This window comes from Streptomyces sp. NPDC007971, assembly GCF_042958635.1.
GTDB lineage: Bacteria > Actinomycetota > Actinomycetes > Streptomycetales > Streptomycetaceae > Streptomyces.
In genome coordinates, this window is record NZ_JBIBJK010000030.1 from 25,332 (window position 1) to 38,714 (window position 13,383).

General features: G+C 71.8%; 10 protein-coding genes. 5 read left to right on the forward strand and 5 right to left on the reverse strand.

Annotated features, from left to right (window positions below):
- Window positions 1-11: 11 nt before the first annotated feature.
- Entirely contained in the window at window positions 12-3,383 is a 3,372-nt protein-coding gene (locus ACFZCP_RS41150; protein ID WP_391441164.1) for a BTAD domain-containing putative transcriptional regulator, read from the forward strand.
- Between the two features lie 11 nt (window positions 3,384-3,394).
- On the opposite strand, the gene ACFZCP_RS41155 is transcribed toward ACFZCP_RS41150, so the two are convergent.
- The 3 genes from ACFZCP_RS41155 to panB form a co-directional block, all read right to left on the reverse strand.
- Window positions 3,395-4,222 (reverse strand): ABC transporter permease, encoded by an 828-nt coding sequence (locus ACFZCP_RS41155; protein ID WP_391441168.1) that lies wholly within the window; start codon window positions 4,220-4,222, stop codon window positions 3,395-3,397.
- The gene (locus tag ACFZCP_RS41160) at window positions 4,219-5,244 is read right to left on the reverse strand and encodes an ATP-binding cassette domain-containing protein (protein WP_391441173.1); all 1,026 of its coding nucleotides are present in this window, start codon (window positions 5,242-5,244) and stop codon (window positions 4,219-4,221) included. The genes ACFZCP_RS41155 and ACFZCP_RS41160 overlap by 4 nt, the downstream gene beginning before the upstream one ends.
- Window positions 5,245-5,792: 548 nt before the next feature.
- Window positions 5,793-6,659, reverse strand: coding sequence for a 3-methyl-2-oxobutanoate hydroxymethyltransferase (gene panB / locus ACFZCP_RS41165; RefSeq protein WP_362679359.1), 867 nt, complete (start codon window positions 6,657-6,659; stop codon window positions 5,793-5,795).
- Between the two features lie 195 nt (window positions 6,660-6,854).
- Here panB and ACFZCP_RS41170 point away from each other — a divergent pair, with 195 nt between their 5' ends.
- From ACFZCP_RS41170 to ACFZCP_RS41185, 4 genes are all read left to right on the forward strand, one after another.
- A complete protein-coding gene (locus ACFZCP_RS41170) occupies window positions 6,855-8,441 on the forward strand; it encodes a DHA2 family efflux MFS transporter permease subunit (protein WP_391441179.1) in 1,587 nt (528 codons plus the stop codon).
- Between the two features lie 74 nt (window positions 8,442-8,515).
- On the forward strand, window positions 8,516-9,145 hold the full coding sequence (locus ACFZCP_RS41175; RefSeq protein WP_362679366.1) for a TetR/AcrR family transcriptional regulator: 630 nt from the start codon (window positions 8,516-8,518) through the stop codon (window positions 9,143-9,145).
- A 268-nt stretch (window positions 9,146-9,413) separates the two neighbouring features.
- Window positions 9,414-10,382, forward strand: coding sequence for an endonuclease/exonuclease/phosphatase family protein (locus ACFZCP_RS41180; RefSeq protein ID WP_391441314.1), 969 nt, complete (start codon window positions 9,414-9,416; stop codon window positions 10,380-10,382).
- A gap of 92 nt (window positions 10,383-10,474) precedes the next feature.
- Window positions 10,475-11,695, forward strand: coding sequence for an MFS transporter (locus ACFZCP_RS41185; RefSeq protein WP_362679372.1), 1,221 nt, complete (start codon window positions 10,475-10,477; stop codon window positions 11,693-11,695).
- Window positions 11,696-11,780: 85 nt separating this feature from the next.
- Here ACFZCP_RS41185 and ACFZCP_RS41190 read toward each other — a convergent pair whose 3' ends face one another.
- Entirely contained in the window at window positions 11,781-12,821 is a 1,041-nt protein-coding gene (locus ACFZCP_RS41190) for an FAD-dependent monooxygenase (RefSeq protein WP_391441186.1), read from the reverse strand.
- A 107-nt stretch (window positions 12,822-12,928) separates the two neighbouring features.
- Window positions 12,929-13,372 carry an Rrf2 family transcriptional regulator gene (locus tag ACFZCP_RS41195; RefSeq protein ID WP_391441191.1) on the reverse strand — a complete coding sequence of 148 codons (444 nt, stop codon included), beginning with the start codon at window positions 13,370-13,372 and terminating at the stop codon, window positions 12,929-12,931.
- Between the last annotated feature and the right edge of the window lie 11 nt (window positions 13,373-13,383).

Consider the following 13,383-nt stretch of genomic DNA (forward strand, 5'->3'; position numbering starts at 1 on the left):
CTCCAGGGAGAATGGACCCCGTGCGTTATCGCCTGCTCGGTCCCACACAGGCGCTCCGCCCCGACGGCACGGCCGTCCCGGTCGGCGGAGCGCGGCTGCGTGCCCTGCTCACGGTCCTCGCGCTGCGCGCCGGGCGGAGCGTGCCGGTGGGCCTGCTGGTGGACGAGGTGTGGGGCGCCGACCCGCCCGCCGACACGGCCGGAGCCCTGCAGGCGCTGGTCGGCCGGCTGCGCCGGACCCTCGGCGCCGACGCCGTCGCCTCCGCCGAGGGCGGCTACCGCCTCACGGCCACCTCCGACGACATCGACCTGCACCGGTTCGACCGACTGACCGGCGAGGGCCTGCGCGCCCTGCGCGACGGCGACCCGGACAAGGCGGCCACCGTCCTGGACGACGCGCTCGCCCTGTGGCACGGACCCGTCCTCGCCGATCTGCCCGACCGCACCGCCGAGGCGGCCCGCTGGGAGACCCGTCGGCTGGACGCGCTGCGCGCCCGGCACAGCGCCGCCCTCGCCCTCGGCCACGCCGGGCAGGCCCTGCCCGAGCTGACCGCCCTGTGCGACGGCCACCCCCTGGACGAGCCGCTCCAGACCCTGCGGCTGCGAGCCCTGCGCGACGCCGGCCGGCCCGCCGAGGCGCTGGCCGCCTACGAGGACGTACGACAACACCTCGCGAACCGGCTCGGCTCCGACCCGGGGCCCGAACTGCGCGCCCTGCACGCCGAGTTGCTGACCGAGACCGCCGAGCCGCCGGCGCCCCGGCCCACGGCGGTGCCCGGCAACCTGCCCGCCCGGCTGACCTCCTTCGTCGGCCGCGAGGCCGACATCGCGGCCATCGGCGCCGATCTCGCGGCGGCCCGGCTGGTCACCCTGCTCGGGCCCGGCGGAGCCGGCAAGACCCGGCTGTCCCAGGAGGCCGCCGAGGCGGTGCGGCACACCGTGCGGGACGGCGTGTGGCTGGCCGAGCTGGCGCCCGTGGACGACCCGGACGCCGTACCGCAGGCCGTGCTGACCGCGATCGGCGCCCGCGAGACCGTGCTGCACGGCGCCGGCGTCGAGACCATCCGCGCGGCCACCGACCGGGGCGGCGACCCGGTCGACCGGCTCGTGGAGCACTGCGCCCGGCGCCGGATGCTGATCGTCCTCGACAACTGCGAACACGTCGTCGAAGCCGCCGCCCGGCTGGCACAGCGCCTGCTGGCCCGCTGCCCGGAGCTGACCGTGCTGGCCACCAGCCGCGAACCCCTCGGGGTGCCCGGGGAACTGGTACGGCCCGTGGACCCGCTGCCCGAGCCGGTCGCGCTGCGGCTGCTCACCGATCGTGGCGCGGCGGCTCGCCCAGGATTCCGGGCCGCGGACGACCCCGAGGCGTGCGCCGAGATCTGCCGCCGCCTCGACGGACTGCCTCTCGCGATCGAGCTGGCGGCCGCCCGGCTGCGCGTGCTCACACCCCGCCAGATAGCCGACCGGCTGGACGACCGCTTCCGGCTGCTGAGCAACGGCAGCCGCACCGTGCTGCCCCGCCAGCAGACCCTGCGCGCCGTCGTGGACTGGTCCTGGGACCTGCTGGACGAGGAGGAACGGGACGTCCTGTCGCGTCTGTCGGTCTTCGCGGGCGGCTGCGACCTGGCCGCCGCCGAGGCCGTGTGCGGTCCGGCCGCCCTGGAGGCGCTCGCCTCCCTGGTCGACAAGTCCCTGGTCGTGGCCGCGCCGCCACCCGGCACAGGGGCCGAGGGCGGCATGCGCTACCGGCTGCTGGAGACCGTCGCCGAGTACGCGGCCGAACGGCTGGCCGAGACCGGGTGCCGGGCCGACGCCGAGCGCGCCCACCTGACGTACTACCGCGAACTCGCCCGCACCACCGACCCCTTGCTGCGCGGCCGCGCACAGCGCGCCGCCATCGACCGGCTCCAGCTGGAGTACGAGAACCTGCGCACCGCCTTCCGGCACGCCGTCGCCGTCGGCGACGAGCAGGAGGGGCTGAGCCTGGTGCTGTCCCTGGTCTGGTTCTGGCAGATGCGCGACCAGCGCATCGAGGCCCGCACCTGGTGCCAGGAGGTCATGGCGCTCGGCCCCGACCCGTTCACCGAGCCGGTGCGCCCCGCCCGCCCGGTGTGGCAGCGCTGCACCGACGTTCCGCCCCCGTTCACCGGCGAACTCCTCGCCGAGGCCCGGCGCGGCGTCCACCTCGCCCATCTCGCCTGCATGGACACCGAGATGGAGGCCTGGCAGACCCCCGGGGCGCAGGCCAAGCTGCGGGTCATCACCCAGGTCTACGAGCCCGGCCTGCCCCAGGCCTGCCGGGCCCCGGGCATGCTGTGGTTCTACGCCGAGATGCTGACCGGCGGCGTGGAGCGGCTGAGTACGATCGTCGACGCCACCGTCCAGACCTGCCGGGACACCCCGGGCTACGAGTGGGAGCTGGCCGGCGCCCTCCAGACGCGCGCCAACCTCCGTGCCAACCGCACCGTCTGGGCGGGGGACGCGGTCCGCGACGCCGAGGAGGCCCTGGAGATCTACCGGCGCCTCGGCGACGACTGGGGCATCGCGGAGGCGCTGTCCGCCCGCGGCGAGGCCCACGAGCGCACGGGCTCCTACGAACAGGCCGCCACCGACTACACGGCGGCCATCGAACACGCCGAACTCCTCGGGGCCCACGCCCAGACGGCCGTGCTCAACGCCCGGCTGGGCAGCGTGCTCATGGAGGCCGGCGACCTCGAACGCGGCGAGCGGCTGCTGCGCGATGTCATCGCCGGCCAGGACGGCTCCCACAACGAGGCGATGCCCGCCGCCCGGCTCTTCCTCGCCTGCTGGCTCGGCCTCACCGACCGCACCGACGAGGCACGCGAGCAGCTCCGGCTGCTGCGCGAGGAGTTCAAGATCGCGCACTTCGTCGTCTTCGACGTCATGATCCTCACCCAGGACGCCTGGCTGGACGCCCTCGACCGCCGCGGCGAGAGGGCCCTGGGCAGAATCCGCCGGGCCCTGCGGCTCGCCGCCGATCCGCTGTCCCAGGCCATCACCCCGCACATGGAATCCATCTGCCTCACCGTGGCGGCCATGGCCCTGGCCGACCACGACGGCGGCACCGACACCGACCACGACCGCGACGACGGCACCGGCACTGGAGCCGGCACCGGCACCAGAGCTGACACCGGCACCGGCACTGGAGCCGGCACTGGAGCCGACGCCGTGGACGCCGCCCGCTGCCTGGGTGCCGCCGACGCCCTGATGCCGATCGGCCACGTCCCCTCCAGCATGGAGCGGCGGGTGCACCGCATGACCGAGGCCCGGATCCGGGAGAGGCTCGACGGACCCGCGTACGAGGCCGCGTACGCCGAAGGCGGTGGCCTCTCCCGCTCGGAGGCCACCGCCCTGGTCTGAGCCGCAGTCCCTCAGGACTTGGTGCGGAACTTGTGGATCGCGACCGGCGCCATCACGGCGGTGATCGCGACGGACCAGGCCAGCGTCACCCACAGGGGATGGGCGACCGGGCCGCCGGTCGTCAGGCCGCGCGCCGCGTCGGCGAGCGTGGACAGCGGGTTGTAGTCGGTGAAGTGCTGCAGCCAGGTCGGCATCGACTTGGTCGGGGCGAAGATCGACGAGCCGAACTGGAGCGGGAACAGCACCAGGAAGCCCATCGCCTGCACCGACTGGGCGTTCTTCAGGACGACGCCCAGGGTGAGGAACACCCACATGATCGACGAGGCGAACAGCGTGGACAGGCCCACGGCCGCGAACAGGCCGGGCCAGTTGGTGATGTCGAAACCGACCAGGACGGCGACGACCATCAGGATGGCCGTGGCGAACAGCATCCGGGCCAGCTCCACCGCGAGCTTCGCGAACAACACCGAGCCGCGCCCGATCGGCAGGGACCGGAAGCGGTCCATGACACCGCTGTTGAAGTCCTGGCTGAAGCCGGTGCCGACCCCCTGCGACATCGTCATGCTCATCATCGCCAGCATGCCCGGGATGACGTACTGCACGTACTTGTCCTGACCGCCGCCCAGGGCCTGCCCGATCGAGCCGCCGAAGACGTAGACGAACAGCAGCGTGAAGACGACCGGCATCAGCAGGGCGTCGAACATCGACTCGGGGTCCTGGCGGATCCACAGCAGATTGCGGCGGATCAGTGCGCCGGTGTGCCGCAGATGCCCGCGCAGCGGGATACGGCCGTCGGCGGCGCCGGTGGAGGTGGAGGTGGTGACGGTGACGGCGCTCATACGGCGACTTCCTCGCGGGACTCGACGGGCGGGGTGTCCTGCTCGGAACCGGCGCGGTGGCCCGTGAGGGACAGGAACACCTCGTCCAGGCTGGGCAGTTCGGTGGTGATGGAGGAGATCGTGATGCCGCGCGCGGTGACCGCGCCGACCACGGCGGTCAGCTGCTCGTCGCTCAGGATCGGTACCAGCAGGGTGCCCGTCCGGCGGTCGACGGTGGTGGTCGCGAGGCCGGTGATGCCCAGCTCGTCGAGCATCTCGGCGAGCGGTGACAGCTGGAGCGCGTCCACCGGCCGGACCCGCAGCGTGCGCCCGCCGACCTTGGCCTTCAGCTCTTCGATGGCGCCGTTGGCGATGACCTTGCCGCGGTCCACGACGGTCAGCTCGGAGGCGAGCTGCTCGGCCTCCTCCATGTACTGGGTGGTGAGCAGCACGGTGACCCCCTCCCCGACCATCGTCTTGACCTCGTCCCACACCTCGTTGCGGGTGCGCGGGTCGAGTCCCGTGGTCGGCTCGTCGAGGAACAGGACCGCCGGGCGGCCGATCATCGAGGCGGCGAGGTCGAGCCGGCGCCGCATGCCGCCGGAGTAGGTGCTCGCCGGGCGCCGGGCGGCCTCCGTCAGCGAGAAGCGCTCCAGCAGTTCGTCGGCGCGGGTGCGGGCGTCCTTGCGGGACAGATCCAGCAGCCGGCCGATCATGTACAGGTTCTCCCAGCCGGGCAGCTTCTCGTCCACCGAGGCGTACTGCCCGGTGAGGCCTATCACGCGGCGCAGCTGCCGGGGCTGGCGCACCACGTCGTACCCGGCCACGGTGGCCTGCCCGGCGTCCGGGGCGATCAAGGTGGACAGGATCCGTACGAGAGTGGTCTTGCCGGCGCCGTTCGGCCCGAGCACCCCCATCACGGTGCCCTCCCGTACGTCGAGGTCGACACCGTCCAGTGCTTTGGTCTCGCCGTAGTGCTTGACCAGCCCCCGTACGGTCACGGCGGCATGCCCGCCGGCGGGGTTGTCGTCGATTCGCGTCATGCCGAGGACGGTGTCAGGGGCGACCGACAAACGACCGACAAACGGCCTACAGGCAGCCGACATGCAGGGTGCTGGTGTCTTGGGCGCCGTTTCCCGCCCACCCGCCCACCCGACTCGGTCCGCCGAGAAGGGACCGCCGGAGGAACGCGTTCGGCCCGTGTGCCGCGGTTCCGGTCGGTCGGTTCTGCCCAACCGCCCGCCCGACTCGGTTCGCTGAGAAGGGACCGCCGGAGGAACGCGTTCGGCCTGTGTGCCGGCGTCCCGGTCGGTCGAATCTGGTCGCTCGCTCGCTCGCCCACTCACCCGCCCGCCCGCCCGTACGCCCGCCTGACCCGGTTCGCCGAGGTGGGAGTGGTGGAAGGCAGCGGTCGTCCCGGCGGCTCGGCGAAGGGGGAGGGGGCGTCGGAAGGAGCCGGTGGTTGGGGCGGTGCGTTCTTCGGCGGGTGGTGTCGGGTGGGTGGGCCGTTCGGGGATGTCGGAGTCCGTGACGTGGGGCAGCCCGCCGATGGGGGACGATCGGCGGGCTGCCCGGGTGTTGCCGCTGTGGACTAGTGGACGGAGTGCTCCTCCAGCGGGAACGTCCCGCCGACGACGTCCTGAGCGAACTCCTTCACCGCGTTCCCCATGACCTCACGCAGGTTCGCGTACTTCTTGACGAACTTCGGTACCCGGCCCGAGGTCAGCCCCAGCATGTCCGTCCAGACCAGGACCTGCGCGTCGGTCTCGGGACCCGCGCCGATACCGACCGTGGGGATGTGCAGCACGCGAGTCACCTCGGCCGCCAGCTCCGCAGGAACCAGCTCCAGCACGACCGCGAACGCCCCCGCGTCCTGTACCGCTTTCGCGTCACGCAGCAGCTGCTGCGCCGCCTCCTCGCCGCGCCCCTGCACGCGGTAGCCCATCGCGTTGACGGACTGCGGGGTCAGCCCGATGTGGGCCATGACCGGGATGCCGGACTCCACCAGCAGCCGGATCTGCTCGTGCGACCGCTCGCCGCCCTCCAGCTTGACCGCGCCGACCCCGGCCTCCTTCACCAGCCGGGTCGCCGAGCGCAGCGCCTGCACCGGCCCCTCCTGGTAGGAGCCGAAGGGCAGGTCGCCGACGATCAGGGAGCGCCGGGTGCCGCGGACGACGGCCGCGGACAGCATGCTCATCTCGTCGAGGGTGACGGGCACGGTCGTCTCGTACCCGAGGTGGCAGTTGCCCGCCGAGTCGCCGACCAGGATCACCGGGATCCCGGCCTCGTCGAAGACGGACGCGGTCATCGCGTCGTAGGCGGTGAGCATGGGCCACTTCTCGCCCCGCTCCTTGGCGAGGGCGATGTCGCGGACGGTGATGCGGCGGGTGCCCTTCCCTCCGTACAGCGCCTTGCTGCCGTCGGAAGGCTGGTTCTGGGCAGCCGAAAGCTGCGTCATGGCAACGGCTCCTTCAGTCATCTCGAGGCGCCCTGACGGCGTCCCCGGACCGTCTCCATGGTGGCACCTCGTGCCAGCCAGGGCCAGGGGACCCCGTGTGATCCCCACGGTGCTGTCGCTCCGCTGTGTAAGGTCTCGGTAAAGGAATTCAGATACGAGACGGTACCGTATTGGAATGACAATAGGCTCGTATGCATGACAACTTCCGTCCCTGCCTCCCGGATACCCGAGGCGGTGCACCGCCGCCGCTGGGCGATCCTCGGCGTTCTGATGCTCAGCCTGATCATCGTCGTGCTCGACAACTCGATCCTGAACGTCGCCATCAAGACCATCTCCAGCCCGGCGCCCACCGGTCTCGGCGCCACGCAGAGCCAGATCGAGTGGGCGATCAACGCCTACACCCTCGTCTTCGCCGGTCTGCTGTTCACCGCAGGTCTGGTGGGTGACCGCCTGGGCCGCAAGAAGGTGCTGCTCGGCGGCATCGTCGTGTTCGGCATCGGCTCGGCACTGGCCGCCGAGTCCGGCAGCCCGGACCAGCTGATCGCCTTCCGGGCCCTGATGGCCCTCGGTGCCGCGTTCGTGATGCCCGCCACGCTCGCGGTGCTGATGAACGTCTTCGAGCGCAACGAGCAGCCCAAGGCCATCGGCATCTGGGCCGGCGGCGTCGGCCTCGCCATCGCGATCGGCCCGATCACCGGCGGCGCGCTCCTGGACCACTTCTGGTGGGGCTCGGTCTTCCTGATCAACGTGCCGATCGTGCTCATCGCGCTCGCGCTGATGGTGTGGCTGGTGCCCGACTCGCGCGACCCCAGGCCCGGTCGCCTCGACCCGGTCGGCGTCGTCCTGTCCGTCGTCGGTCTCGTCCTGCTGGTCTACGGCATCATCAAGGGCGGTGAGCTGGCCGACTTCACCGACCCCAAGGTGCTCGCGACCATCGGCGCCGGTCTGGTCGTCCTGGCCGGCTTCGTGATCTTCGAGAAGCGCAGCGACCACCCGTCCCTGGACGTGACCTACTTCAAGAACAAGGTCTTCTCGGCCGCCATGGCCGCCATCGCGCTGGTCTTCTTCGCGCTGATGGGCGTCACCTTCTTCTCGGTCTTCTACACCCAGAGCGTGCGCGGCTACTCCCCGCTGCAGTCCGGCCTGCTGATGCTGCCGCTGGCCGCGGCGCAGATGATCTTCGCGCCGCGAGCCCGGCTGGTGGTGGAGCGCTTCGGCAACAAGGCCACGACCACGGCGGGCCTGGTGCTGATCGCGGCGACGCTCGCCGCCTTCGCCACCTTCGAAGCCGACACGCCGATCTGGCTGCTGGAGGTCGTCTTCTTCCTGATGGGCACCGGCATGGCGCACATCATGACGCCGACCTCCGTCGTGATCATGCAGGCGCTGCCGCGCGAGAAGGCCGGCTCCGCCTCGGCGCTCAGCAACACCTTCCGTCAGGTCGGCGGCGCCCTCGGCATCGCCGTCCTCGGATCGGTGCTCTCCACCGCGTACCGCAACGGCATCGAGGGCAAGCTCGGCCTGCTGCCGCTCGGTCTCAGGGGCACGGCCGGCGAGTCCATCGAGGCCACCCTCGGTGTCGCCGAGAAGCTCGGCGCGCCGGGCAAGGCGCTCATCGACCCCGCCAACGACGCCTTCCTGCACGCCATGCACGTCACCGCCCTGTGCGGTACGGGCGTCGCGCTGATCGGCGCCGTGGTGACGGCCCTGTTCCTGCCGGGCCGGCAGCCGGTCGACCAGGAGGGCCAGAAGGAACCGGAGTTGGTGGCGGCCGCGGACTGAAAGCGATCGGTGGATCCACGGGGGAAGGAGGCTGTTGCGGGAGAATTCCCGCAGCACAGTGAAAGGACGGACGAGTGAGCCTTGCCGACAGCCGGCCGCGGCCGGACGGTCCCGTCAGGGGCCGCCCGCGCAGCGAGGCCGTGGAACGCGCCATTCTGGAGGGCGTGATGAAGCTCCTGGAGGAGGGGGTACCCCTTGCGGAGCTCTCCATCGAACGCGTCGCGCGCACGGCCGGAGTGGGCAAGGCCACCATCTACCGCCGCTGGAGCGGCAAGGAGGAGCTGTTCGTCGACGTCCTGCGCGCCGCGGAGCCTCCAGACCCGGTACTGCCCGGCACCTCCATGCGCGACGACCTCGTCGTCCTGCTCGAATCCCTGCGTCAGCGGGGCCTGCTCAGCCGTTCCTCGGCGATCCTGCACAACGTGTACGCCCAGATGAAGAGCAGCCCCAAGATCTGGACGGCGTACCACGCCAACGTCATACAGCCCCGGCGCAACCTCGGCCTCGAAGTGCTGCGCCGCGGACAGTTGAACGGTGAACTGCGGGTCGGCATCGATCTGGAGCTGGCCAACGACATGTTCGTCGGCCCCATGCTCGTCCGCTCCGTCATGCGTCCCGAGGCCGATCTGCCCGAGGGGCTGGCCGAGGAGATCGTCGACACAGTGCTGAAAGGCCTACGACCCGTCAGCTCGACATCCTCGTAGCACTCATGTGCACGTTTCGTCACAGACCGGGCCTGTCCGGGGGCCACCGGAACCCGGGGCACCGTCGAGTTCGTCCTCGTCTTCCGTACGGCCGTCATGGGACGGCAGGAACGGGACCCATCATCCCCTAGGGTCGGTAGAACACGGGGGGACGACGGTGTGCACGGCAGGCAGTGAGGCAGACGGTATGGCGCAGCAGGCGTACATGACGGAGACGGACAACGGCGGCTCGGAGCCCGAGCGACCGGGATCCCGGCTTCGGCGCCTGATGCACCGCCTGATCGACGGCTGGCGCGGTGATCCGCGCATCTGGCGCCGGGGCATCGTCCTCGCCGCCGTCGCGCTGCTGCTGGCCCTGGTGATGCTGATCCACTCGCGCATGCCCAACCGGATCGGCAACCTCGGCTCCCTCACCGAGACGTTCCTGCCCTGGCTGGGCCTGCTCATCCCGGTGCTGCTGGTCCTCGGCCTGATCCGCAGGTCGGCCACCGCCCTGATCGCCGTGATCCTCCCGGCCATCGTGTGGCTGAACCTCTTCGGCGGGCTGCTCACCGACAAGACGGGCAGCGGCGGCGACCTGATGGTGGCCACCCACAACGTCAACGCGGACAATCCCGACCCGTCCGCGACCGCCCGCGACGTCGCCTCCTCCGGCGCGGACGTGCTGGCCCTGGAGGAGCTGCCCGGGTCCGCCGTGCCGGTGTACGAGAAGGCGCTCGCGCCGACCTACCCGTACCACGCGGTCGTCGGCACGGTCGGCCTGTGGAGCAAGTACCCGATGACCGGCGTGAGGGCCGTCGACATCAAGCTCGGCTGGGAGCGTGCGATGCGCGCGACCGTGGCGACCCCCAAGGGCCCCCTCGCGGTCTACGTCGCCCACATGCCCTCGGTGCGGGTGAAGGTGGAGGCGGGGTTCACGGCCCGGCAGCGGGACAAGAGCGCCGACGCCCTCGGTGAGGCGATCGCCGACGAGCCGCTGAAGCGCATCGTGCTGCTCGGCGACCTGAACGGCACGATGAACGACCGCTCGCTCAACGCCGTCACCTCGCAGATGCGCTCCACTCAGGGCGCGGCGGGCAGTGGCTTCGGGTTCAGCTGGCCCGCGGCGTTCCCCATGGCGAGGATCGACCAGATCATGGTGAAGGGTGTCGAGCCGGAGAGCTCGTGGACCCTGCCGCGCACCAACAGCGACCATCTGCCGGTGGCCGCCCGTGTGAAGCTGGACACGTCCTCGTAACCACCCGGAATACTGGGCCTGGGAGACTTTGTTCCGTAGATGAACATAAACTGGACGGAACTCACCTCTCCCCTGAAAGGCACAGGCCCTTCATGCCCCTGGCCCTGCTCGCCCTGGCCGTCGGCGCTTTCGGTATCGGTACGACCGAGTTCGTGATGATGGGCCTGCTGCCCGACGTCGCGGACGACCTGCACATCTCCATCCCCACCGCCGGGCACCTGGTCTCGGCTTACGCGCTGGGCGTCGTCATCGGCGCCCCGCTGCTGGCCGCCGTCACCGCGCGGATGTCCCGCCGCACGGTCCTGATCGGCCTGATGGTCCTGTTCGTGGTGGGCAACGCGCTCTCCGCGCTGGCCCCCGGCTACGACTCGCTGCTGGCCGCCCGCTTCCTCAGCGGCCTGCCGCACGGCGCCTTCTTCGGCGTCGGCGCGGTCGTCGCCACGAACATGGTCGCGCCGGAGCGCAAGGCACGCTCCGTGTCCCTGATGTTCCTCGGGCTGACCGTCGCCAACATCGCCGGCGTCCCGGTCGCCACGCTGATGGGCCAGCACCTCGGCTGGCGGGCCACCTTCCTCGGCGTCAGCGCCATCGGCCTGGCCGCGATAGCCTCCCTCGCCCTCCTGATCCCGCACGACCACGACAGCGCCCCCGCCGTCGGCCTGCGCGGCGAACTGGCCGCCCTGCGGTCCCTGCCGGTCTGGCTGGCCCTGGGGACGACGGTGGCGGGCTTCGGCGCCCTCTTCGCCGCCTACAGCTACGTCACCCCGATGCTGACGGACTCCGCGGGCTTCGCCGAGTCCAGCGTGACCCTGCTGCTCGCCCTGTTCGGCGTCGGCGCGACCGCGGGCAACCTGCTGGGCGGACGGCTGGCCGACCACTCGATGCGGGGCACCCTCTTCGGCGGACTGGCCTCGCTGGGGGTCGTCCTGCTGTTCTTCCCCCTCCTGATGAGCGCCGGGTGGAGCGCGGCCCTGGCGGTGGCCCTGCTCGGCATGGCGGCGTTCGTCACCGGCTCCCCGCTCCAGCTGATGGTCATGGAGAAGGCCTCCGCGGCCCCCTCCCTGGCCTCCTCGGCGAACCAGGCGGCGTTCAACCTGGCGAACGCCGGCGGCGCCTGGATCGGCGGACTGGCACTGGCCGCGGGCTTCGGTGTGACGTCGCCCGCGGTGGCCGGAGCGGCACTGGCCGTGCTGGGCCTCGGGGTGGCGGGCGTGGCGTACGGGGTGGACCGGCGGCGTCAGGCTCCGGTGGCGGGCCGGGAGCGCATCGTCGCCACGCACGTACCCGAGCAGTCCGGGGCGCTGCACCACTGACCCGGGGACCGGCGCCCCCTGGCCCCCGGCGTTCCTCGCAGGCGAACCGGAGCCGAGACGGGGTGGACCGGTCCCGGAAGGGCGCTCACGCACCGAAGCGGCGTGCCCCCTCGCGGCCGATCCGCTGGTTCTCGCTCACGTACGGGCGCAGTTCCTGCTCGTAGGCCGCGAAGGCCTTGTCGTGGTCGTAGTAGGCGGCGAGATGCCGGGCGAGGCTGTGGGCGCCGATCAGGGCCTGGGAGGTGCCCATGCCCGAGGTCGGGGCGGCGCAGTACCCTGCGTCGCCCACCAGGACCACGCGGCCCTCGGACCAGCGGTCCAGGTGCACCTGGCAGGCCGAGGAGAAGAAGAAGTCGGTCGCGGCGGACATGTCCTGAAGGAGACGCGGGACGAGCCATCCGGCCCCGGCCAGCCGCTCGCGGGTCACGCGCTCCTGCTCGGCGCGGTCCAGCAGGTCGAGCGCGGGGGAGTCGCTGGCGAAGGACAGGTTGACGAACACCCGCTGGGGGTCTCCCGCGTTCAGCATGTAGACCGCCCGCCCGGGGGTCTGCCACAGCGCTCCCCGGTGGTCCAGGCCGAGATGGTTGGCCGTGCTGAAGCCGGCGCCCGACAGGCCGAGGTGCCGGATTACCTCGGAGTGCGGGGCGAAGACCAGGCGGCGTACCACGGAGTAGATGCCGTCGGCGCCGACCACCAGGTCGTAGGTGTCCGGCTCGGCCCGCTCGAAGCCGACCCGGACGCCGCTCGCGTCCTGGTCGATGCGGTCGACGGAGTCGCCGAAGACGTAGCGCACCGTCCGTGCCGTGTGCTCGTGGAGGATGCGGGTCAGCGCCCGCTTGGGGACCTCCAGCTCGCCGGCGAAGACCTCGGCCGGCAGCTCGCCGGTACGGTTGCCGTCGGGATCCAGGAGATCGGTGCCGGTCGTCCCGGTCGCGCTCGCGCGGACCCGGGCCAGGACACCGAGCTCCTGAAGCACCTCGAAGGCAGGTCCCCGGAAGTCGATGGCGTAGCCGCCGTCGCGCAGGGCCGGGGCGCGTTCGACGACGGTCACGTCATGGCCGTCGCGGTCCAGGAACCATGCCAGGGCGGGCCCGGCGACGCTCGCGCCGGAGATCAGGATCTTCATGCGTACCCCCGTTGTCCAGCCGGGCGGAGGTCTTCCAGCCTTCAGGAGCGCGTCGGCGTCGATCAAGGACGTTTTGGGACAGACGGCCGCACGCCGGGAAGAGGCCCTCAGCCGTCCTGCGGTCCCCTGGAGATGCCCAGCAGCAGGGGGCCCGTCGGATCCGCCACGATCTCCCGCACCGTCAGCGGGTCCAGCGTCGCGAAGAACGCCTCCTGGGCCCGGCGCAGCGCGCCCCGCAGCCGGCAGGCCGAGTTCAGGGGGCAGGGGGTCGTGCCCTCGCACTCCACCACGTCGCCCTCGCCCTCGAAGGTGCGGACGATCGCTCCCACGGACGCGTCACGGCCCCGTTCGCTGAGGGAGAGGCCGCCGCCCCGGCCGCGGCGGGCGTCGACCAGGCCGAGGTGCTGGAGTTCCGCGACGACCTTCGCGGCGTGCGTGTAGGGCACGCCCATGTCCTCGGCGACCTGGCGGGTCGTGGGGCTGGCGGAGCCGGCGACGGAAAGCCGCATCAGGACCCTCAGGGCCAGATCGGTGGAGCGCAGCAGCCGCATACCGCGAGGGT